The organism is Streptomyces sp. LARHCF249 (assembly GCF_052871255.1).
Genome location: NZ_JBIXJQ010000006.1, coordinates 448,102 through 469,652 on the forward strand (window position 1 = coordinate 448,102; position 21,551 = coordinate 469,652).

The window sequence follows — 21,551 nt, forward strand, 5'->3', positions numbered from 1 at the left end:
GGCGGCGGGGGCGACGTTTCACGTGAAACATGCGCGGCGGGTGGCGATGTTTCACGTGAAACATGGCTAGCGCGTCGCCCCGACGACAAGCCACCGGCCCGAGCGGGCGCGCAGCTGGAGGGTGACCATCCGAACCAGCATCATCAGCGTCATGGCCCACCAGAGCGTCGTCAGGCCGCCTCCCATGGTCGGTACCAGGAGCGCCGCCGGGGTGAACACGGCCAGCGTCACCAGCATGGCCCGGGCCAGGTAGCGGCCGTCGCCCGCACCCATCAGGACGCCGTCGAGAACGAAGACGATGCCGGAGACGGGCTGGGAGAGCGCGACGACCAGCAGGGCGGGCAGCAGGGCGTCCTCGACCGCCGGATCGCTGGTGAACAGCGGGATGAACACGGGGCGGGCCAGGACGACCAGGAGGCCGAGCACGATCCCCGAGGCGATCCCCCACTGCACCATGCGGCGGCAGACGGCCTTGGCGCCGCTGGTGTCGCCCGCGCCCAGGTAGCGGCCGATGATCGCCTGCCCGGCGATCGCGATGGCGTCCAGGGCGAAGGCGAGCAGGCTCCACAGGGCGAGCAGGATCTGGTGGGCGGCGATGTCGGCGTCGCCCAGGCGGGCGGCCACGGCCGTCGCGATCATCAGGATGGCGCGCAGGGACAGGGTGCGGACCAGCAGGGGTGCGCCGGCCTGGGCGCACGCCCGGATCCCCGCGAGGTCCGGGCGCAGGGAGGCGTCGTGCCGCCGGGCTCCGCGGACGACGACGACGAGGTAGGCGGCGGCCATGGCGCACTGGGCGATGACCGTGCCCCAGGCGGAGCCGGCGATGCCGAGGTCCGCGCCGTAGACGAGGAGGGCGTTCAGGGCCGCGTTGAGGGCGAAGCCCGCGACGGCGACGTAGAGCGGCGTACGGGTGTCCTGGAGGCCGCGGAGCACACCGGTGGCGGCGAGGACCATGAGCATGGCCGGGATGCCGAGCGCGGAGATCCGCAGATAGGTGATCGCGTACGGGGCGACGGTGTCGGAGGCGCCGAAGACGGAGACCAGCCACGGGGCGGCGGGCAGGAACACGGCGATGACGGCCGCGCCGAGCAGGAGGGCGAGCCAGATGCCGTCCATGCCCTGCCGGATGGCTGCCTGCAGGTCGCCCGCTCCGACCCGGCGGGAGACGGCCGCGGTGGTGGCGTAGGCGAGGAAGACGAAGACGCTCACGGCGGTGGTGAGCAGTGCCGCCGCGATGCCGAGGCCGGCCAGCTGGGGCGTCCCGAGGTGCCCGACGATGGCGCTGTCGGCCATCACGAAGAGGGGCTCGGCGACGAGGGCGCCGAAGGCGGGGACGGCGAGCGCGAAGATCTCTCGGTCGTGCCGTCTGGGCACAGCCTTCGGTGCGGCGGGGGCCTGTGTCATGTGCTCAATCTAATCTTCCACAGGTAATGGATGCAATCCCATTTGGATCCTTACCAACGCGCTGACTTGCGCGTTCCTCCCCACCCGTTGGAGGCGATCTCGCAACCGCGGCCAAGATTTTTCCGCAGCAGGGTCGCCGATGCAGGAAATCGCAGGTCAGGTGGGGTGGAAGGGTGGGGCAGGTGATTTTGTCCACAGCGTCGTCCCCCGGTCCGTGCACAGCTTCCGCGGACTTACCCACAGCATTGGCGCCGTCGTCCACATCTCATCCACACAGCCTGTGGATAACAAGATTGGCTGACGCCGCCGTCGGCCCTACCGTGGTGCGTTGCCCGACTCGCCCCCAGCCGATTCGGGTGCCCCAAATGTCAGAGCCGTGTCGTAGAAAGAGTGGCACGGCAAGGTCCGCGTTGCGGACGTGAGGAGGCGGCCCGGTGAGCATGTCCGAGCCCATGGACGACCCCTGGGCCGACAGCGGTCCGGGTGACCGTCTGCCGCCCCGTCCCCGCCGCAACGGCGAGGGCCGCGGACGCGGGGACGAGCAGCACGACCGGGGCCGCGAGGGCGGCTCCTGGGACGGCGGCGGCGCCGGCGGCGGCTTCGAGCGCGTCCCCCCCCAGGACCTGGACGCCGAGCAGTCCGTGCTCGGCGGCATGCTGCTGTCCAAGGACGCGATCGCCGATGTGGTCGAGGTCCTCAAGGGCCACGACTTCTACCGGCCCTCGCACGAGACGATCTACCAGGCCATCCTCGACCTGTACGCCAAGGGGGAGCCGGCCGACCCGATCACCGTCGGGGCAGAGCTGACCCGGCGCGGGGAGATCAGCAAGGTCGGCGGGGCCTCGTACCTGCACACGCTGGTGCAGTCGGTCCCGACGGCGGCGAATGCCGAGTACTACGCGGAGATCGTCCACGAGCGTGCCGTCCTGCGCCGCCTGGTCGCGGCCGGTACGAAGATCACGCAGATGGGCTACGCGGCCGACGGGGACGTCGACGAGATCGTCAACAGCGCCCAGGCCGAGATCTACGCGGTGACCGAGCAGCGGACCTCCGAGGACTACCTGCCGCTGGGCGACATCATGGAGGGCGCCCTCGACGAGATCGAGGCGATCGGGTCGCGCAGCGGCCAGATGTCGGGCGTGCCGACCGGCTTCACGGACCTCGACTCGCTGACCAACGGCCTGCACCCCGGCCAGATGATCGTCATCGCGGCCCGTCCCGCCATGGGCAAGTCCACGCTCGCGCTGGACTTCGCGCGCGCCTGCTCCATCAAGAGCAACCTGCCGAGCGTGATCTTCTCCCTCGAAATGGGGCGCAACGAGATCGCGATGCGCTTGCTCTCGGCCGAGGCCCGGGTGGCTCTGCACCACATGCGCTCGGGCACGATGACCGACGACGACTGGACCCGGCTGGCCCGGCGGATGCCGGACGTGTCCGCGGCCCCGCTCTACATCGACGATTCGCCCAACCTGTCGATGATGGAGATCCGGGCCAAGTGCCGTCGGCTCAAGCAGCGCAACGACCTCTCCCTGGTGGTCATCGACTACCTCCAGCTGATGCAGTCGGGCGGCTCGCGCCGTCCCGAGAGCCGTCAGCAGGAGGTCTCGGACATGTCCCGAAACCTCAAGCTGCTGGCGAAGGAGCTCGAGGTCCCCGTGATCGCGCTGTCCCAGCTGAACCGTGGTCCGGAACAGCGCACCGACAAGAAGCCGATGGTCTCCGACCTGCGTGAGTCGGGCTCGATCGAGCAGGACGCGGACATGGTGATCCTGCTTCACCGCGAGGACGCGTACGAGAAGGAGTCCCCCCGCGCGGGTGAGGCGGACCTGATCGTGGCGAAGCACCGTAACGGCCCCACGGCGACGATCACGGTCGCCTTCCAGGGCCACTATTCGCGGTTCGTGGACATGGCCAACACGTAGCATCCCGATCATGGATGAGATCTCTGAGGACCTGGACGTTCTTCCTGGCACCCGGCGTGTGCTGAGGCACCGGATCGCCGTTGCGCAGAGCGAGGGACGGGCTCCGTCCGTGGTCGCGGCCGTGGTGCGGGGCGGGAAGGTGGTCTGGGAGGGCTCCAGGACCTCGGTGGAGGGTCACGGCCCGGACGGCAACGTCCAGTACCGGATCGGGTCGATCACCAAGACCTTCACCGCAGTTCTGGTGATGCGGCTGAGGGACGAGGGCCTGCTGGGACTCGGGGATCCGCTGGAGAAGCACCTGCCGGGTACCGGAGCCGGTGAGGTGACCATCGCCCAACTGCTGGCCCACACCGGTGGCCTGGCAGCGGAGACGCCCGGTGAGTGGTGGGAGCGCACTCCCGGTGCGCTGCGGCCCGAGCTCGCCGACGTGCTCGGGGACGAGCCGTTCCGGCACGCGCCGGGGAGCAGGCACCACTACTCCAACCCCGGGTACACCCTGCTGGGTTCGCTGATCGAGGCGCTGCGCGGGAAGCCGTGGGAAGAGGTGCTGAGGGCGGAGGTGCTGGAGCCGCTGGGGCTGGACCGGACGAGCGGGTCGCCGCAGGCGCCGCACGCGGGCGGCTGGGCGGTGCACCCGTGGGCGGACCTGATGATGCCCGAACCGCTGGAGGACCTGGGGCTGATGGCTCCGGCCGGTCAGCTCTGGTCGACGGCAAGGGATTTGGCGCGGTTCGCGGACTTCCTGATGCGAGGGGACGAGCGGGTGCTCGGTGCGGACTCCGTACGGGAGATGCGCACGTCGGCGGCGCCGCCGGAGCCGGGCATCGCAGAGGTCGGCTACGGGCTGGGTATCCAGCTGACGGCCCAGAACGGGCGCCGGCTCGCGGGGCACAGCGGATCGCTGCCGGGGTTCGTCGCGGGGCTGTGGCTGAGCGAGGCGGACGACGTGGCGGCGGTGGTGCTGGCGAACTGCACTTCGGGGTTGCCGGCCTCGTCGGTGGCCGCCGACCTGGTGGCGGTCGTCGCGGACGCCGAGCCGCGGTTCCCGCAGCCGTGGCGGCCGTTCACGGAGTCCGACCAGGTGCCGCTGGAGGTGTGCGGGCCCTGGTACTGGGGGACGTCGGCCCAGGTGGTGCGGCTGAAAGCGGACGGATCGCTGGAGCTGGGGCCGATGGGTGCGAGCGGGCGGTCCGCGCGCTTCCGGGCGGAGCCGGACGGCACCTGGACCGGCCTGTCCGGCTACTACGCGGGTGAGACGCTGCGGGCGGTACGGCGTGGCGACGGCTCGGTCAGCCACCTGGATCTGGCGTCTTTCGTGTTCACGCGGGAGCCGTACGACGCCCAGGCCCCGGTGCCCGGCGGAGTGGACCCGCAGGGCTGGCGGGGCATCGGCTGACGGTCCGGCCACAGCACTAGGCGACGAGCTCGCGCTCCAGCGGGGTACGGAAGCGGGGGGTGATGCGGGCATCGCCGACCCATGCGGCGAGGCGGGCGGCCTCGGCGGTGATCGCCTTCTCGGCGGCGCGGCCGGGGTCTGCCAGCATCCGCCAGACGATCTCGCCGTCGGCGCGCTGGGCCCAGCCGCCGACGATCTCGCCGTTCCACCACACGGTGGGGCCGATGTTGCCGGCGTAGTCGAAGAGGGCGGGGCGGTGGGCGGGGTCGAGGTGGAAGCCGCGGTCGGCCCAGCCCATGCCGCTGGGGTCGAGGCCGGGGAGCAGGGCGGCCCACGGTTCCGGGGCGGGTTCGGGTGCCGTGTCCCCGGGGCTGACGAGGGCGGTGGTCCCGTCCTCCAGGCGCACCTGGTCGGGGCCCACGGCCGCGAGGGCCTTGCGTACGTCGCCGAGGGTCCAGCCGGTCCACCACTTGAGGTCGGCCTCGGTGGCCGGCCCGTACGCGTGGAGCCAGCGGCGGGCGATCTCGGCGCGGGCCTCGGCCGCGGGTACGGCGGGCCAGCGCTCGGTGTGGACCCAGCGGAACTGGCTGGAGGTCCACGAGCCGCGCGGGCGGTCGCGGCGGATCCGGCCGTCGGCGGCCAGCAGGCGGATGACGCGGGTGGCGACGCCGGTCTGCGTCTCGTACTTCTGGCCCCGGCCGATGGTGATCTTCTGGCGCAGGGCCGGGACGGCGGCGGACAGTTGGCTGCCGGTGCAGGGCCCGCTGCTGTCGAGGGCTTCGAGCGCAGCGGTCTCGGCCTGGGCCAGCCAAGCGGCGTCCAGTCCCTGGCCGTCCTCCTCGAGGTGCTTGAGGAGGGTGCGGCGCTCCTTGACGGCGATGGCACGGGCGGTGGAGGAGTCGACGTGCGGGGCGAGTTCGGTCGAAACGGCGAAGAGCGTGTTGCGCATGCTCAGCAGCCTGACGAGGCTGACGTCCTCGTAGAGCGCCTGCTCGACGGTGCCCGCGCTGCCTTCGGTGAGCCGGGCGCGGGCGGAGAGGAAGACGGTCGCGGCGTCGGTGGCGTGCAGGGCGACGACGGCGTCGGCGGCCTGGGGGACCGTGGCGGCGCGGGCCGAGGGAGCCAGGCGGTGGCGTCGGCCGAGGCGGTGACGGCGCTCGGCGGTGGTGACCAGAGGCAGGCTGGGGCTCATCCTCCCGATCGTAGGCCGGGCCGCTGACGCGGCGGCCCGGCCTACGGGTGCGGACGGTCAGAGCTGCAGCTTGAACCCGACGTGGGAGGGGGCGAAGCCGAGCCGCTCGTAGAAGCGGTGGGCATCGGTGCGGGTCGCGTCGGAGGTCAGCTGGACGAGGTCGCAGTGCTCGGCGCGGGACTTCTCGATCGCCCATTCGATGAAGCGGGTGCCGAGGCCGCTGCCCCGCTCGTCGGCGTGGACGCGGACGCCCTCGATGATGGAGCGGGTGGACCCCTTGCGGGAGAGCCCGGGGACGATCGTCAGCTGGAGCGTGCCCACGACGCGGTCCGCCCGGACGGCGACCACGAGGTGTTGGTTCGGGTCCTCGGCCAGGCGTTTGAAAGCCGCGAGGTACGGGGTGGGGTCGTCCGGGGATTCCCGGGTGGCTCCGAGGGGGTCGTCGGCCAGCATGGCGACGATGGCGGGCAGATCCGCCTCGGTGGCGGTGCGGATGGCCGGCTCGGGTGTCTCGGTCACGGTCGGGTGTTCCCTTCTCAGCCTGCGGCCACGGTGAGCGGCGCCCAGCGGCGGGTCCAGTCGCCGGGCAGGTCCGGGAGGTCTCGGGTCATGACGGCGTTGAAGGCCACGGAGCCGAGGCCGCGGTCCTTGAGCCAGGAGACGAGCTCCTCGTGGCGTACGTCGACGTCCGTGCGCAGCGGCCGGTCGGTGGTGGCGGCGAGGGCGGTGACGAGGGCCTGGGCTCCGGCGGTGTCGCGGGCGATCAGCGGGCCGATGACATGGGTCTCCATGTTGGGCCAGATCGCGGCGTAGCCGGTGAGGGCGCCCGCCCGGTCCTCGGCGACGAGCAGCCGGTCGGTGAAGGCGGGCAGCCGGGTGATCATGTGGGTCCGGTCGGTGCCGAAGACCTCGGTGTCCAGCTGGAGGATCCGCGGGAGGTCCTCGGCGGTGGCGGGCCGGACGGTGGTGCTGTCGGACGGCTTGGCCGCGGGGTCGGGGCGGAAGACGCCCCTCAGCATCTCGGCGCGGCCGGCTGTCTCGAAGCCGAGATCCTCGTAGAGCGGGCGGCCGTAGGGCGTGGCGTGCAGGGTGAGCGGGACGCCCTTGAGGACGTCGTCGCAGACGTGGGCCATCAGGCGGCGGCCCAGGCCCCGGCGGGAGTAGCGGTCGGCGACGAGGACCATGCCGATGGCGGCGAGCTCCGGCTCGTCGCGCGTACCGCCGTACCGGGTGACGATGCAGGCGGCAGCCAGTCCCTGCCCGTCCGGGGCGTCGATACCGAAGCCGCTTCCGGCGGCGAGCAGCAGTCCCCATTTGTGGTCCTCGCGGGGCCAGCCGCGGTCTTCGGAGAGGTCGGCGCAGTGGCGGAGATCGTCCGCGGCCAGCGCTCGGATCGGCAGCTCGGTCAGGTGTGGAGGTGTCACCGACTCAGACTGGATCATGGGGCCGGGAGCCGTCCAGAGGATTTGGGTGGAATGTTTCACGTGAAACACCAGCCTGTTTCACGTGAAACATCGCCTGCGTGAAGCGGACGGTTTAGCCTCCATGGCTATGGCCACCCTGCACCTCTTCGACCTCGACGGCACCCTGATGTTCGGCTCCGCGGCGCCGGTCGAGATCTCCCGACAGCTCGGTCTGAGCGCCGAGATCGCCGAGCTGGAGCGATCGTTCAGTGCGCGGGAGATCGGGCCGCAGCAGTTCTCCGTGGCCGCTCATGCTCTGTGGTCGGAGCTGACGCCCGAGCACGTCCGGGCGGCGTTCGACGGTTCCCCCTGGCTGGCGGGCATCCAGGAGGTGTGGCGGGAGATCCGGGAGCGCGGGGACTACTGCGCGGTGATCTCCTTGTCGCCGTCCTTCTTCGTGGAACTGCTACTGGAGTGGGGCGCGCACGCCGCGCACGGTTCGGTGTTCCCGCAGGTGCCGTTCACCGGGCCCATGGAGGTGTCCGGGATCCTGACGCCCGAGGGCAAGGTCACGGTGGCGGACCAACTGTGCGAGCGGTTCGGGGTGAGCCGCGGTGACTGCGTCGCGTACGGGGACTCGATGACCGACGCGGTGCTCTTCGAGGTGGTGCCGGTCTCGGTGGCGGTCAACGCGCGGCCGTATCTGGCGGACCGTGCCACCCACGTGTACGAGGGCCGGGACCTTCGGGAGGCATACCAGCTTGCAGGCATGCCACGCCCGGGAGTTGAGGCATCTTAAGAGGAAAGTGGGTTCGAAACGCGGAATTCCCGCGTTTCCCCGCCGGCCTCCGGACCGGCTGGCACGCTGTAAAACCCGGAACCACGGATTCAAGACCGTGGCCTTGCAGACCGACCGAGATGCTCGAAGCGAGGCACCGCATGGACGCTCCGCCCACCAGATCGGCCAGAGGGGGGACAGGCCGGATACCCGCCGAGGGCGGTGCGGCCGAGCCCTCACCGGATGCCGTGCTGATCCGCCGGACCCTCGCGGACATCGCACCCGTCGCCGACAAGGTGACCTCGTACTTCTACGCCCTGGTGTTCACCGGGCACCCGGAAGTGCGCGGCATGTTCCCCGCCGCCATGGACGTTCAGCGCGACCGGCTGCTGAAGGCCCTGCTGACCGCGGCCGAGCACATCGACAACCCGGCCGTACTCACGCCCTATCTGCGTCGGCTGGGCACCGGGCACCGCAAGTACGGCACCATGGCGGGCCACTACCCGGTGGTGGGCGAGGCCCTCATCGGCGCGCTGGCCCGGTACGCGCAGACGACCTGGGGGCCGGAGACCGAGGCGGCGTGGGTACGGGCCTACACCGCCATCTCCCAGATCATGATCGACGCGGCCGCGCAGGACGGGGTCACGAGCCCGGCGTGGTGGCAGGCGGAGGTCGTCTCCCATGATCTGCGCACCTCGGACATCGCGGTGCTGACCGTCCGTCCCGACCAGCCGTATGCCTTCCTGGCCGGCCAGTACGCCAGCCTGGAGACCCCGTGGTGGCCCCGGGTGTGGCGGCACTACTCCTTCGCCTCGGCGCCGCGCGCCGACGGACTGCTGTCCTTCCACGTCAAGGCCGTGCCCGCGGGCTGGGTCTCCAACGCCCTGGTGCGCCACGCCCGCCCGGGGGACGTGCTGCGCCTCGGACCGCCGGCCGGGTCGATGGTGGTGGACCACACGACGGACAACGGGATGCTCTGCCTGGGCGGGGGGACCGGAATCGCCCCGATCAAGGCGCTGATCGAGGACGTGGCCGTGCACGGTGAGCGGCGCCCGGTGGAGGTGTTCTTCGGGGCGCGCAGCGACCACGACCTGTACGACAAGGACACCCTGCTGGGGCTGCAGCGCTCGCACCCCTGGCTGTCGGTGCGTCCGGTGGTCGGCGACTGGCTCGCCGGGCAGCTGCCGCAGGCGGTCGGGGAGCACGGGCCGTGGAGTTCGTACGACGCGTTCATATCCGGGCCGCCCGCGATGATCCGCAGCGGGGTCGACGAGCTCAAGCGGATCGGGATCCCCGGCGATCGGATCCGCCACGACGCGGTGGAGGAGCTGGCGGGCGTGCCCGGCTGAGACCGGCGGCCACTCCCGCCGGTCCCGGCCGGGGGCTCAGCCCAGGTCGGGGGCGTGCATGGCGCGCACGCCCTCGATGTTGCCGTCGAGGTAGTGCCGCAGGGACAGCGGAACGAGGTGGACGGCGGCGATGCCCACCCGGCTGAAGGGCACGCGGACGATCTCGTACTCGCCCTCGGGGTGGTCCATCTCGGGACCGTGCCGTTGGCTGGGGTCCATCGATTCGAGGTGGCAGACGAAGAAGTGCTGCACCTTCACGCCCGTCACTCCCCCGTCGGCGATGTGCTCGACGGTGTCGACGAAGCAGGGCACCACATCGATGATCTTCGCGCCGAGTTCTTCGTGGACCTCCCGGTGGAGGGCGTCGACGACGGTGGCGTCCGAGGACTCCACCCCGCCGCCGGGGGTGAGCCAGTACGGATCGACGCCGGGCTTGGTGCGCTTGATGAGGATCAGGTCGTCACCGTCGAGCAGGATCGCGCGGGCGGTGCGTTTGACCACGGGACGTTCGGTCATGGGAGAAGAGTGGCCCACGGCTCCCCTTCTGAAACGCGCCAGGGGCCGAAAAACGGGGCTCACCAGCGTGCGGCGGCGTGCAGCAGCCGCTCGTGCGCGCGGGCGAGATGGGCGAGGGCGAGGCTGCCGGCCCGCACGACGAGGAACCAGGTGCGCAGCGGAGGCACCGGGGGCTCCGCGAGGGCCACGATCCGGCCGCTGTCGAGGGCGTCCTGGCACAGATAGCGGGGCACGACCGCGAACCCGGCACCGGCCTGCACGCATTCCAGTACGGCCCGCAGATCGGGCGCGACCACGGTGGCGGCGGAGTCACCGGCATCGGGCCGGGCGTCGAAGACGGCAGCCCAGTAGCGGGTGACGAGGGGCAGGCTCTCGTGGACCTCGACGAACGGAATCCCCGCGAGAGCGGCGGGACCGGCTTCCCGCAGCTCGTCCGTGCCGATCAGGGCGGCCCAGTACGGCGCGGCGACGAGCACGTGCTCCTCGTCCCACAGCGCCGTGGCGGTGAAGAGCCGGCCCCGGGGGCGGGCGGTGGTGACGACGAGGTCGTGGTGGCCGGCGGCGAGCCCGTCGAGGGTCTCCTCGGCGCCGCTCTGGAGCGCGGCGCGCAGGGTGTGGCCCTGGCCGACCAGGGGTGCGAGGGCGGGCAGTACGCGCAGGCACAGGAACTCGGGGGGCCCGGCCACATGCAGGGTGCGCACGGCGCCGGCGGCCTCCCGCTCGGCCTCGGTGATCCGCAGCAGCGCGTCGAGGTGCGGGGCGGCCTTGTGGGCGAGCTCGTCGCCCATGGCGGTCGGTGTGACACCGCGGGCCCGCCGGTGGAAGAGCGGGCGGCCCAGCTGGCGTTCGAGGGTGCGGATCTGCGAGGTCACGGCGGGCTGGGACAGCCCCAGGAGCGCGGCCGCCCGGGTGAAGGAACCCGCCCGGTGTACGGCGACGAAGGTGCGCAGCAGGGCCAGGTCCATCGCGGCACCTCTCGGTGGGGGCCTTCAACTATAAATATGCCGATAGCCCCCTGTCGTTACCGTGATTGGACTCTGACGCTGAGTCAACTAGCCTTGTCACGTGGTTCTTCGCCGACAGAACCCGAGGGCGGTCCGAGCCACGAGGGGGGAGGCTCGGACCGCCGTTCCACGGCCCGTTCAGCCTCCGTGGGGCGCCAGGGCCGCGCGGTCGAGAGCGCGCAGGACGTCCGCCACGAGGTCCTCGGTGTCCTCCGCGCCGGCCGAGAATCGGATGAATCCCTCCGGCACCGCGTCGCCGCCCCACCGCCCGCGCCGTTCGGCGGTGGACCGTACTCCGCCGAAGCTCGTCGCGTCCTCGACCAGGTGGAGGGCCGCCATGAAGCGTTCGGCGTGCGCGCGGTCGGGCAGCGTGAAGGAGACCACCGACCCGAAGCCCCGCATCTGGCGGGAGGCCGTCTTGTGGGACGGGTCCGAGGCCAGGCCCGGATAGCGCACTGCGGTGACCTCGGCGCGATCGCCCAGTGCCTCGGCGACGGCCAGTGCGTTGGCCCACTGGCGCTGCGCGCGCAGCTGGATGGTGGCCAGTGAACGGTGGGCGAGCCAGGCCTCCATCGGGCCCGGGATCGCTCCGACGATCTTGCGCCACTGCCGGACCCGGGCGGCGAGTTCCGGGTCGCGGCAGACGACGTAGCCGAGCAGCAGGTCGCCGTGTCCGGTCAGGCCCTTGGTGCCGCTCGCGACCGAGAAGTCCGCGCCGAGCTCGAGCGGCCGCTGGCCGAGCGGCGTGGCGAGGGTGTTGTCGACGGCGACCAGGGTCCCGCCGGCGTGCGCCGCGTCCACGAGGCGGCGTACGTCGCACACGTCGAGCCCGGGATTGGAAGGGGTCTCGATCCACAGCATCCGGGCGCCGTCGAGCACCGCCAGCTGAGCTTCGTCCCTGGTCGGGGCGGTGCGCACGTGGATCCCGTAGTCCTCCAGCTGCTCGCGGAGGAGAGGCAGCGCCTGGTAGCCGTCGTCGGGCAGGACCACGGTGTCGCCGGTGCGCGCCTGGGAGAGCAGGACCGCGGAGACCGCGGCCATGCCGGAGGCGAAGACGACGGTGTGCACGTCCTGGCCGGGAGCCTCCAGCTCCCCGACGGCCTGTTCCAGGAGGGTCCAGGTCGGGTTGGTGTCGCGGCCGTAGGTGTACGGGCCCTCTACGTCGCCGGGGAGGTGGAAGTGGGCGGCGAAGACCGGTCCGGGCAGGGGCGGCTCGTTCTTGACGGGCTCGGGCAGTCCGGCACGGACGGCTCGGGTGCCGTCGCCGAGCCGGGCGGTCCCGCAGGCGTCCTCGTACGTGTCCTCGTTCATGCGATGTGCTCCTTGGCGGCCTCGCGTACGGCCTCGCGTACGGCGTCCAGCAGACCGGGGCTCGCCGCCTCGACCAGCTCCAGGCACTGCTCGAAACCGTCGAGTGAGCCGTAGTAGGGATCGGGTACGTCGGCCTCCGCCGCCGTGGCCGCCGGGTCGTAGGACCGCAGCAGCCGGACCTTGGCGGCGTCCTGCGGGGTGGGGGCTAGCGCCCGCAGATCCCGCAGGTGCCCGGCGTCGAGCGCGATGACGAGGTCGAGGCGCTCGAACCAGGAGGACCGGAACCGGCGGGCCCGGTGGTCCTGCTCGTATCCGGCGGCCTCCAGGACGGAGACGGTGCGCGGGTCGGCGCCGTCGCCCTCGTGCCAGCCGCCGGTCCCGGCGCTGTCCACCTCGACCAGGCCGTCGAGCCCGGCCTCGGCGACATGTGCGCGGAAGACGGCCTCGGCCATGGGCGAGCGGCATATGTTTCCCGTGCAGACGAAGCACACGCGGTACATGGGCGGCCCGTTCAGTTCTTGTCGGGCAGGACCATGTTCACGGCCCACGAGACGACGGAGATGATCAGGCCGCCGACGACCGCGGTCCAGAAGCCGTCGACATGGAAGCTGAGGTCGAGCTGCTTGGCCAGCCAGGAGGTCAGCAGCAGCATCAGGGCGTTCACGACGAGGGTGAACAGTCCGAGGGTCAGGATGAAGAGCGGCAGCGAGAACAGCTTCACCACGGGCTTGACGATGAAGTTGACCAGGCCGAACACCAGGGCCACCAGGATGAGGGTCAGCGTGCGGCGGCCCATGCTGCTGCCGTCGTCCAAGGTGATGCCGGCGAGGAGCCAGATGGCGACGGCCAGTGCCGCTGCGTTGGCGAGCGTCTTGACTACGAAATTCGTCATGTGTCTGATCGTGGCAGAGAAGATCCCGGTGGGACATCCGCAGATCAGCGGATGCGAGGGAACGATCGAGTACAAGGGGCACAACAACGATGAAAGCCTTCCGGCTTGACGAGCTCGAAGCGGAGCGGGCCGCCAACGACGGCGCGTATCTGCAGTTCGTACGCGAGCGGAACATGTCGGTCGGGCTGTACGCGCTCGACGCCGGACAGAGCGACCCGCAGCAGCCGCACCGCCAGGACGAGGTGTACTTCGTCGTGAGCGGCCGGGCCTCGATCACGGTCGGGGAGGAGACGACGACCGTGGCGCGCGGCAGTGTCGTCTACGTCCCCGCCGGGGTCCCGCACAAGTTCCACCACATCAGCGAGGACCTGCGGGTGATGGTGGTGTTCTCCCCGCCGGAGGGCTGAGCGGCTCCCCGTTGGACGAGGGCCGCGGCCCGGGTCCCCCTAGGGGGCGGATCAGGGGACGGCGGGGGCTCGCGGGCCCCCGCCCGAGTCCGCCGCCTCCTAGCATCGGGAGCAGGAAGTCACGGACGATGAAGACGAGGAAGAGGTCGAGGACATGAACGGCATCCGAGAGGTATTCGCAGGCATGCCCTGGTGGGTCAAGTGGGTCGCGGTCCCGCTTCTGGCGTTGTTCGTCTTCGGCGGTGTGATCACCAGCGTCCTTGGCGCGCTGATCTCGTTCGTCTTCAAGCTGCTCCTCTTCGTCGGCCTCGTCGGCGGCCTGATCTTCATGGTGAAGAAGTTCAGCGGCAGCGGCTCGAAGTCCTCCTCTTCCGGTGAGTGGTAAAGGGACTTGGACCTGACGGTTCCCGATTGGGCCAGGCGAGGGAACGTGGTGGGCGAAACCGCTCACACCACGGGAATCGGCGGATAGAGTGGCAATCTGTGCCGTTCCCTGGGCACCGAAAGCCGGTACTGCCGCTCTGAGCTGCGGTTGTCTCACGTAGGTGCTGAGCACGACCCCCAGGAGTCACGGCACACGCGGGGGCGGCCCCCGCAGGGCGGGCCCCCACAGCCCGCCGCCACGCCTGGGGGTGAGCTTTGTCTTCGGTTCACAACGCCGGTGTGCCGACGCTGATCGGTTCGGTGCAGCGGGCGCTGAGGCTGCTCGAAGCGGTCGGTTCGCACAGCGAGGGAGCCCCGGCGAAACAGCTGGCGCGCGAGGCCGGCCTCCCGCTCCCCACCGCGTACCACTTGCTGCGCACCCTGACGCACGAGGGCTATCTGCGCCGGGAGAGCGGAGTCTTCGTCCTGGGCGACGCAGCCGGGCGGCTGGCCGGTGGGGGACTCCAGCAGAAACGTCGCAGCATGATCCTCGACTCGCTCGCGCACTTCCGCGACGCCGTCGGGGCGCCCGTCTACTTCGCGATGTTCCGCGAGGGTGAGATCGAGCTCCTGGGTGTCTCGGACACCCCGGCCAATCCGGCCTGCGAGGAGTGGGCCGACTTCCGCGAGACCGGCCACGCGCACGCCATCGGGCAGTGCCTGCTCGGCCAGCTCGACGAGAAGACGCGCAAGGACTACTACGACCGGCACCCGGTCGAGGCCATCACCCCATACACGGTGGCGGATCAACGGTCCTTGGAGCACCGGATCGGATCTCTGGAACGAATGCAGCCTGTGATCGAGCGACAGGAATATGCCTTGGGCACGGTATGCGCCGCCATTCCCATTACCGCGGGCGATGCCGCCGCGACCATGGCGATTTCTCTGCCTCTCCACCAAGAACATCGGTTGCTCTATGTAGTCGATCGACTACGGAGTGAAGTAGGCGCGCTGTTGAGCACCCTCTCGTTCTCTATCAGTATCTGAAAACTCACTCCTTGTGATCTGCTAGCGCTTCCACCACTCTTGTCAAGAGGGCCTTGGGGGATCATTCCTGGCCACTTCCACTACAGCGGGGTAGGCAATGCGCGAGTCGGTTCAAGCAGAGGTCATGATGAGTTTCCTCGTTTCCGAGGAGCTCTCGTTCCGGATCCCGGTGGAACTCCGGTACGACGCTCGTGACCCCTACGCAGTCCGCCTTACTTTCCACCTTCCCGGAGATGCGCCCGTGACCTGGGCGTTCGGCCGGGAACTCCTCCTCGACGGCATCAACAAGCCGTGCGGTGACGGCGATGTGCACATCGCCCCCACCGATCCCGAGGATCTGTCCGATGTCCACATCCGCCTTCAGGTCGGCGGCGACCGGGCCCTGTTCCGCGCCGGCGCGGCGCCGCTCGTCGCGTTCCTCGATCGCACCGACCGGCTCGTTCCGCTCGGCCAGGAGCGGAACCTGGGCGACTTCGAGGAGAACCTTGACGAGGCGCTCGGCAAGATCCTGGCCCAATCCCGGCAGAACGAGCAGAACGCGGGCTGACCAGCCGGCACCGGGTGAGGGGGTCCGCTGACCACGGACGTTCCCTCACATGCCCCTCAGGGCCACCCGGGATGACGGGCTCAGCGTGCCGACGCGCTGAGCGCCCGTTCCGCCCTGAACGCCTTCACCCCTCCTGAACACCTTCAGCGCTTGCGCCGGCGGCCCCGGCCGCCGCGGACCGGCCCCGAGACCGCTCCGCTGTCCGGGGTGCCCGGCCGGTCGGCCGAGACGACCAGAGCGGCCAGCGCCGTCGTCACCGGGACCGAGGCCACGAGCCCGATCGAGCCCACGAGGGTCCGTACGATCTCCTCCGCGACCAGCTCGCTGTTCGCCACCGAACCCATGCTGCTGTTCGCGATCGAGAACAGCAGGAGCAGCGGGAGCGCGGCACCCGCGTACGCCAGCACCAGTGTGTTGACCACCGATGCGATGTGGTCGCGGCCGATCCGGATGGCTGCCCTGTACAGGGTGCGCGGGCCCATCGACGGGTCGGCCTGGTGGAGTTCCCAGACCGCCGAGGTCTGGGTGACCGTCACATCGTCGAGCACACCCAGCGATCCGATGATCACGCCTGCGAGCAGCAAACCGCTCATGTCGATGTCCGGGTAGAGCCCGTGGATCAGACCCGTGTTGTCATCGGTGTTGCCGCTGAGGAACGCCCAGCCGATGAACAGCGAGCCCAGCAGCCCGATCAACAGCAGTGAGACGAGCGTGCCGAGGACGGCGACCGAGGTGCGGGCGGTGAGTCCGTGGCACATGTAGAGGGCGATGAGCATGATGGCGCTCGCCCCGACGACCGCGACGACCAGCGGGTTCGACCCCTGCAGGATGGCGGGGAGGATGAAGAGGGTCAGCACCCCGAAGCTGATGACCAGCGCGATCAGCGCGAACAGCCCGCGCATCCGGCCGACCACGACGACCGCGACGGCGAAGATGCCCGCCAGCAGCGCCATGGGGAACTTGCGGTTCACGTCGATCACCGAGTACTGGAGGTCCCGCGGGGCGTCCGGCGCGTACGCGACCACCACCTCCTGGCCGTCCGCCAACTGCCGCGGGGCGCCCGGCTGGACGATCTCGATGAAGGTGCGGCCCTGGTCCGGCCCGGTACCGACCTTCACGGTGGCCTTCTTGCACTCGCCGGTCTGTGCGGCCTGGGCCTCGCGGCCCTCGGGGGTGGACGTGTCGCCGGTGGGCGGCACCTGCGAGGCGTTCACCGATTTGCAGTCGACATGCTCGAGCGAGACGACCGTGCCCTGTTGGGTCTGGCGGTCGAAGCCGACGCCCGTGCGCTCGTGAGCGGGGGCGCCGCCCGGCCAGAGCACCGCCATGCCGACGAAGACCGCGGCGGCGAAGGGGATCAGCACGGCCGCGATGACCTTGCGCAGGTGCTTCGAGACCGGGGCTGCCGGGCCGTGGCCGTGGCTGTGTCCATGGCCGGCGGCATGTCCGGAACCCGAGTGTGCGTGGCCCGTGTGGCCAGTGGGATCCGTGGGGTCGCTGGGGGGCTGCGGCGAGGTCGTCACTGGCAGATCATCGCAAGAGATGAGGGGGCCCACTGTTCAGCACGCCCTAGATGACGCTAGCGTGGGGGCACCTTTGCACAACGCGGGAGCTCGGAGCACCGGGCTGAGAGGACGCTGATCACCGTACAAGCATCACGGATGCGTACGGGAAGAGGCTGCGTCGACCGCCGAACCTGTTACCGGGTAATGCCGGCGTAGGGAGATCAGGTCTCATGACCATTCAGGACGCACGCACGCCTGCCGTCAGCCAGGACGCCGACGGCCAGACCGAGCGCCAGCCGGGCTGGCACAAGGGCTACGTGGCGGGCTCCCGCCCCGACATCCGGGTGCCGGTCCGCCAGGTCCACCTCACCAACGGCAAGGACGTGACGCTCTACGACACGTCCGGGCCGTACACCGACCCCCAGATCGAGACCGACGTGCGCCGCGGTCTCGCGCCGCTGCGCGAGAACTGGATCATCGGCCGCGGGGACACCGAGGAGTACGCGGGCCGTCCCGTGCGCCCCGAGGACGACGGAATCAAGCACACCTCGCCGCGGGGCGGGCTCAAGAACCTCGACGCGGTCTTCCCGGGCCGCCCGCGCCAGCCCCGCCGGGGCCGCGGCGGCGCCGCCGTCACGCAGCTCGCGTATGCCCGCCGGGGCGAGATCACCCCGGAGATGGAGTACGTCGCGATTCGGGAGAACGTCTCCCCCGAGGTCGTCCGCGAGGAGATCGCCGCAGGCCGTGCGGTGCTTCCGGCGAACGTGAACCACCCCGAGATCGAGCCGATGATCATCGGCAAGCGGTTCCTGGTGAAGGTCAACGCCAACATCGGCAACTCCGCGGTCACCTCCTCCATCGAGGAAGAGGTCGACAAGATGACCTGGGCCACCAAGTGGGGCGCCGACACGGTCATGGACCTCTCGACGGGCCGCAACATCCACACGACGCGCGAGTGGGTGCTGCGCAACTCCCCCGTCCCCATCGGCACCGTCCCGCTCTACCAGGCGCTGGAGAAGGTCGACGGCCGCGCCGAGGACCTGACCTGGGAGATCTACAAGGACACGGTCATCGAGCAGGCCGAGCAGGGCGTCGACTACATGACGGTCCACGCCGGCGTGCTGCTGCCGTACGTGCCTCTGACGGCCCGCCGCAAGACCGGCATCGTCTCGCGCGGCGGCTCGATCATGGCCGCGTGGTGCCTGGCGCACCACAAGGAGAACTTCCTCTACACGAACTTCGAGGAGCTCTGCGAGATCCTCGCGACGTACGACGTCACGTACTCGCTGGGTGACGGCCTGCGCCCCGGTTCCATCGCGGACGCCAACGACGCGGCGCAGTTCGCGGAGCTGAAGACGCTGGGCGAGCTGAACACGATCGCCAAGCGGCACAACGTCCAGACGATGATCGAGGGCCCGGGCCACGTCCCGATGCACAAGATCAAGGAGAACATCGACCTCCAGCAGGAGATCTGCGAAGAGGCGCCGTTCTACACGCTCGGCCCGCTGACCACGGACGTCGCGCCCGCTTACGACCACATCACCTCGGGCATCGGCGCCGCGATGATCGCCTGGTGGGGCACCGCGATGCTCTGCTACGTCACGCCCAAGGAGCACCTGGGCCTGCCCAACCGCGACGACGTCAAGACCGGCGTGATCACGTACAAGATCGCCGCGCACGCCGCGGACCTGGCGAAGGGGCACCCCGGAGCCCAGGAGTGGGACGACGCGCTGTCGGACGCCCGCTTCGAGTTCCGCTGGGAGGACCAGTTCAACCTGGCCCTCGACCCGGACACGGCCCGTGAGTTCCACGACGAGACCCTGCCCGCCGAGCCGGCGAAGACCGCGCACTTCTGCTCCATGTGCGGTCCGAAGTTCTGCTCGATGAAGATCTCGCAGGACATCCGCCGCGAGCACGGCGGTGACCTCAAGGCCGACGAGATCCAGGCGGGCATGGCGGAGAAGTCCGCCGAGTTCGCGGCCTCGGGCAACCGCGTCTACCTGCCGCTGGCCGACTGACGCACCGCTCACGTGCGAGGGCGCCGCTCCACGGCCGGTCGGGCCGGGGGCGGCGCCGTTGTTTCACGTGAAACATCGCCCTGAAACACCGGCCGCCGGCGGCGAGGCCTACTTCGGCCCGTGTTCCGGGCCGCCGAAGTCCGGACTTGAGAAGTCCGGCGGAGTGTGGCCGGGGCGGGGGCCCTGGGAGGGGGAGCCGGGACTGGTGAAGTCAGGAGCCGTGTACCCCAGATGGGGCATCCGGCTGCCGCGTCTGCGAGGGGCCGGAAAACCGGTTCCCGCGCCCGGGTCGGCGAGAGCGTCGCGCAGGAACGGCATGATGCCGCGCTCCAGCAGTGCGTGCCGCCAGGCCTCGCGGGCCCGCGCGACTTCGTCCGGTATCGCCTCTGCGCCGTCCGCGGCCACCTCGGTCGATCTGTTGCGTACGGCCGTCACGAGCAGGCCGATCACGGCGAAGACCAGGGAGGCGACGGTGAGCACGCCGAAGAACGAGCCCGCCGTCAGCATGGTCTCGGCGAAGGCCGGCTCGGGTTCGATCATTTTCAGGATGTAGCCCACCAGCAGGAAGATCAGCATGGCGGCGCCCGCCAGGACGGGCGCGAGGACCGCGATCACGGCGCCGAGGCCCGCGCCGCCCTCTCCGTCGGCCTCCTCCCGGGCTGTCCCGGGAGTGGAGAGGACTTCGTCGCGCCGTTCCTCGCGGACCTTCACGTAGTGGGCGTACTCGGTGGCGGCTGCTGCCGTCAGCAGGGCGCTGGCCCCCAGGGCCATGGTGCGCAGCTGTTCGGCGTTCAGACGTTCGCCGAGGGCGGCGAGCTCGGGCCGTTCGTGTGCGGTGCGCAGCGCCTCGTCGAGGAGCCGATCGAACTCCGGCCGGTCTTCGGTCAGCAGGTGCGGAGCGCTGGTCATGTGCATCCCCCGATGCTCCGTGGAGGCCGGTTTGCCCGCGTAGACCCGGGCGCCGGCACAAACGGAGGAGAGCCTGCTACGGATAGAGCGATGGTAGAGGCCCCACACCGCAGGTTGACAGGGGCTTTGCAGAAATACCCCCTGCGTGACAAACCCTCAGTCGCTCAGAGGAAGTTGCACGACGAGCAGCTTGCCCGCCATCGTGACGCCGCCGTCCATCGCGATGGCGAGCCCGTCCGCGTACACGTGGGGGCCGTCCACGGCCTCCGGTCCACGTGACTCGTCACCGTCCTCGGTGCCCACTTCGCCGAGCAGGTAGGGGATGGGGCTGTGCCCGTGCACGACGCGGCTGCCGCCGTAGGTACCGAGCAGTTCGCGTACGGCCCCCGGGCCGGTCTCCTCGTCGCGGAAGGCGAACCGCTTGGTGAACTTGCGGAAGAGGTCCCAGGTGATGTCGGCGTCGTTGCGGTTGAGCAGTTCGTGGATGGTGTCGTTGACGTCCTCGATCGAGTCGCCGTAGTCCAGGTAGGCCGTGGTGTCGGAGTGCAGGAGCAGGTGCCCTTCCTCCAGGACGGCCGCGTCCAGCCGGGACATCCACTGCAGGTGTACGTCCTGCAGGCGTTCCATGTCGGTGCGCTGGCCGCCGTTGAGCAGCCAGGCGGCCTGGAAGGTGGCGGTGCCGGCGCCGGAGGAGACGGGGGTGTCGCCGAACCGCTTGGCGCCGATGAGGAGCAGCTCGTGGTTGCCCATGAGGGCCTTGCAGTAGCCGCCGGCGGCCGCCGCCTCGGCGGACAGGCGCATGACGAGGTCGATCACGCCGATGCCGTCGGGCCCGCGGTCGGTGAAGTCGCCGAGGAACCAGAGCCGCGCGTTGCCGGCGGACCAGCGGCGCTCCGCGTCGATGAGGCCCTGGGCGTGGAGTTCGGTGACGAGTTCGTCGAGGTAGCCGTGGACGTCGCCGACGACGTAGAGCGGGCCGGGACCGGCGGCCGCCAGGTCCTGGGGCACGTACTGGATCTGCACGGTGTCGCCGGGGCCGCCGAGCGCGCCGCGCCCGATGACGGGTAGGTCGCGGTAGGTCGGGGTGTAGCCGTCGAGGTCGTCGTCGGGTTCGGATCGGGGGTCCGGCTCCGTGACCTCGTGCACTTCGTGCGCCTCGTGGACCGTGTACGCCTCGTGGTGCGGCGCGGGCGGTGCTGCGGGCCGCGTGGCCGGCTGCGGCGTGTAGCCCGGCTGCGCGGGTACGCTCCGTGCGCCTTCCTCGTAGTACGCCGGGTACTCGCCGTAGACGGGGGCCTCATCGGGCAGCCCGGCGGATACGGCGTATGGAGCGGGTTCGATGACCGGCACCCGGAAGTCCCGCAGCGTTTCCGTCCGCATCGCGGGTCCCTGACCGGCCCCCTGAGTCATCGACCCCTCCACCACCGTCGCGCTGCCGTACACCTGCGGACCCTCCTGACCTCCAGGGAGGAGGGTCCGTGATGTCGTGCGCCCATCATAGGAATGCGGCTCGCGCTGTGTGACGCACCAGGGGTGGTGAATCCTCTCCGGAACCAGTCGTTCCTACCATTTTCTCCCGATATCTGTG

21 protein-coding genes are annotated in these 21,551 nt (G+C 70.5%); 9 read left to right on the top strand and 12 right to left on the bottom strand.

Annotated features, from left to right (window positions below):
• Positions 1-66: 66 nt before the first annotated feature.
• Entirely contained in the window at positions 67-1,404 is a 1,338-nt protein-coding gene (locus tag ACIPUC_RS20080) for an MATE family efflux transporter (RefSeq protein WP_446590966.1), read from the bottom strand.
• A 452-nt stretch (positions 1,405-1,856) separates the two neighbouring features.
• Here ACIPUC_RS20080 and dnaB point away from each other — a divergent pair, with 452 nt between their 5' ends.
• Both dnaB and ACIPUC_RS20090 read left to right on the top strand, forming a co-directional pair.
• Positions 1,857-3,326 (top strand): replicative DNA helicase, encoded by a 1,470-nt coding sequence (dnaB, locus tag ACIPUC_RS20085; RefSeq protein WP_215139829.1) that lies wholly within the window; start codon positions 1,857-1,859, stop codon positions 3,324-3,326.
• A 10-nt stretch (positions 3,327-3,336) separates the two neighbouring features.
• Positions 3,337-4,722, top strand: coding sequence for a serine hydrolase domain-containing protein (locus tag ACIPUC_RS20090; protein ID WP_446590967.1), 1,386 nt, complete (start codon positions 3,337-3,339; stop codon positions 4,720-4,722).
• Positions 4,723-4,738: 16 nt separating this feature from the next.
• Here the strand turns inward: ACIPUC_RS20090 and ACIPUC_RS20095 are convergent, their stop codons facing one another.
• From ACIPUC_RS20095 to ACIPUC_RS20105, 3 genes are read right to left on the bottom strand one after another with little or no spacing between them, the layout of a single operon-like run.
• The gene (locus ACIPUC_RS20095; RefSeq protein ID WP_446590968.1) at positions 4,739-5,914 is read right to left on the bottom strand and encodes a winged helix DNA-binding domain-containing protein; all 1,176 of its coding nucleotides are present in this window, start codon (positions 5,912-5,914) and stop codon (positions 4,739-4,741) included.
• 57 nt (positions 5,915-5,971) lie between these two features.
• The gene (locus ACIPUC_RS20100) at positions 5,972-6,433 is read right to left on the bottom strand and encodes an N-acetyltransferase family protein (RefSeq protein ID WP_446590969.1); all 462 of its coding nucleotides are present in this window, start codon (positions 6,431-6,433) and stop codon (positions 5,972-5,974) included.
• Positions 6,434-6,450: 17 nt separating this feature from the next.
• On the bottom strand, positions 6,451-7,338 hold the full coding sequence (locus ACIPUC_RS20105) for a GNAT family N-acetyltransferase (RefSeq protein WP_446590970.1): 888 nt from the start codon (positions 7,336-7,338) through the stop codon (positions 6,451-6,453).
• Positions 7,339-7,465: 127 nt separating this feature from the next.
• Between ACIPUC_RS20105 and ACIPUC_RS20110 the strand changes: the two genes are divergently transcribed.
• Positions 7,466-8,116, top strand: a complete 651-nt coding sequence (locus ACIPUC_RS20110) for an HAD family hydrolase (RefSeq protein WP_446590971.1) — start codon at positions 7,466-7,468, stop codon at positions 8,114-8,116.
• Entirely contained in the window at positions 8,110-9,444 is a 1,335-nt protein-coding gene (locus ACIPUC_RS20115; RefSeq protein ID WP_446591185.1) for a globin domain-containing protein, read from the top strand. The genes ACIPUC_RS20110 and ACIPUC_RS20115 overlap by 7 nt, the downstream gene beginning before the upstream one ends.
• Before the next feature lie 36 nt (positions 9,445-9,480).
• Here ACIPUC_RS20115 and ACIPUC_RS20120 read toward each other — a convergent pair whose 3' ends face one another.
• The 5 genes from ACIPUC_RS20120 to ACIPUC_RS20140 form a co-directional block, all read right to left on the bottom strand.
• Positions 9,481-9,960, bottom strand: a complete 480-nt coding sequence (locus ACIPUC_RS20120) for an NUDIX domain-containing protein (protein ID WP_446590972.1) — start codon at positions 9,958-9,960, stop codon at positions 9,481-9,483.
• Between the two features lie 59 nt (positions 9,961-10,019).
• A complete protein-coding gene (locus ACIPUC_RS20125; RefSeq protein WP_446590973.1) occupies positions 10,020-10,925 on the bottom strand; it encodes a LysR family transcriptional regulator in 906 nt (301 codons plus the stop codon).
• Between the two features lie 177 nt (positions 10,926-11,102).
• Positions 11,103-12,275, bottom strand: coding sequence for a cystathionine gamma-lyase (locus tag ACIPUC_RS20130; RefSeq protein WP_446590974.1), 1,173 nt, complete (start codon positions 12,273-12,275; stop codon positions 11,103-11,105).
• Positions 12,272-12,775 carry a low molecular weight protein-tyrosine-phosphatase gene (locus ACIPUC_RS20135; protein WP_446590975.1) on the bottom strand — a complete coding sequence of 168 codons (504 nt, stop codon included), beginning with the start codon at positions 12,773-12,775 and terminating at the stop codon, positions 12,272-12,274. Before ACIPUC_RS20135 ends, ACIPUC_RS20130 begins: the two co-directional genes overlap by 4 nt.
• Positions 12,776-12,786: 11 nt before the next feature.
• Positions 12,787-13,167, bottom strand: coding sequence for a phage holin family protein (locus tag ACIPUC_RS20140; protein WP_446590976.1), 381 nt, complete (start codon positions 13,165-13,167; stop codon positions 12,787-12,789).
• 89 nt (positions 13,168-13,256) lie between these two features.
• Between ACIPUC_RS20140 and ACIPUC_RS20145 the strand changes: the two genes are divergently transcribed.
• The 4 genes from ACIPUC_RS20145 to ACIPUC_RS20160 all read left to right on the top strand — a co-directional run bounded on the left by ACIPUC_RS20145 (position 13,257) and on the right by ACIPUC_RS20160 (position 15,531).
• On the top strand, positions 13,257-13,574 hold the full coding sequence (locus ACIPUC_RS20145) for a cupin domain-containing protein (RefSeq protein ID WP_215139776.1): 318 nt from the start codon (positions 13,257-13,259) through the stop codon (positions 13,572-13,574).
• A 154-nt stretch (positions 13,575-13,728) separates the two neighbouring features.
• Positions 13,729-13,959 carry a DUF5326 family protein gene (locus tag ACIPUC_RS20150; protein WP_446590978.1) on the top strand — a complete coding sequence of 77 codons (231 nt, stop codon included), beginning with the start codon at positions 13,729-13,731 and terminating at the stop codon, positions 13,957-13,959.
• A gap of 278 nt (positions 13,960-14,237) precedes the next feature.
• Positions 14,238-14,984: an IclR family transcriptional regulator gene (locus ACIPUC_RS20155; protein ID WP_446590979.1), complete on the top strand. Its 747-nt coding sequence runs from the start codon at positions 14,238-14,240 to the stop codon at positions 14,982-14,984.
• A gap of 97 nt (positions 14,985-15,081) precedes the next feature.
• Positions 15,082-15,531 (top strand): SsgA family sporulation/cell division regulator, encoded by a 450-nt coding sequence (locus tag ACIPUC_RS20160; RefSeq protein ID WP_446590980.1) that lies wholly within the window; start codon positions 15,082-15,084, stop codon positions 15,529-15,531.
• 143 nt (positions 15,532-15,674) lie between these two features.
• Here the strand turns inward: ACIPUC_RS20160 and ACIPUC_RS20165 are convergent, their stop codons facing one another.
• Positions 15,675-17,054 carry a YibE/F family protein gene (locus tag ACIPUC_RS20165; RefSeq protein ID WP_446590981.1) on the bottom strand — a complete coding sequence of 460 codons (1,380 nt, stop codon included), beginning with the start codon at positions 17,052-17,054 and terminating at the stop codon, positions 15,675-15,677.
• Between the two features lie 212 nt (positions 17,055-17,266).
• Here ACIPUC_RS20165 and thiC point away from each other — a divergent pair, with 212 nt between their 5' ends.
• Entirely contained in the window at positions 17,267-19,054 is a 1,788-nt protein-coding gene (thiC, locus tag ACIPUC_RS20170; protein ID WP_361765366.1) for a phosphomethylpyrimidine synthase ThiC, read from the top strand.
• Between the two features lie 108 nt (positions 19,055-19,162).
• On the opposite strand, the gene ACIPUC_RS20175 is transcribed toward thiC, so the two are convergent.
• Positions 19,163-19,969: a hypothetical protein gene (locus tag ACIPUC_RS20175; protein WP_446590982.1), complete on the bottom strand. Its 807-nt coding sequence runs from the start codon at positions 19,967-19,969 to the stop codon at positions 19,163-19,165.
• A 150-nt stretch (positions 19,970-20,119) separates the two neighbouring features.
• Complete coding sequence (locus ACIPUC_RS20180) at positions 20,120-21,388, bottom strand: metallophosphoesterase (protein WP_446591186.1); 1,269 nt, start codon at positions 21,386-21,388, stop codon at positions 20,120-20,122.
• Positions 21,389-21,551 lie beyond the last annotated feature (163 nt).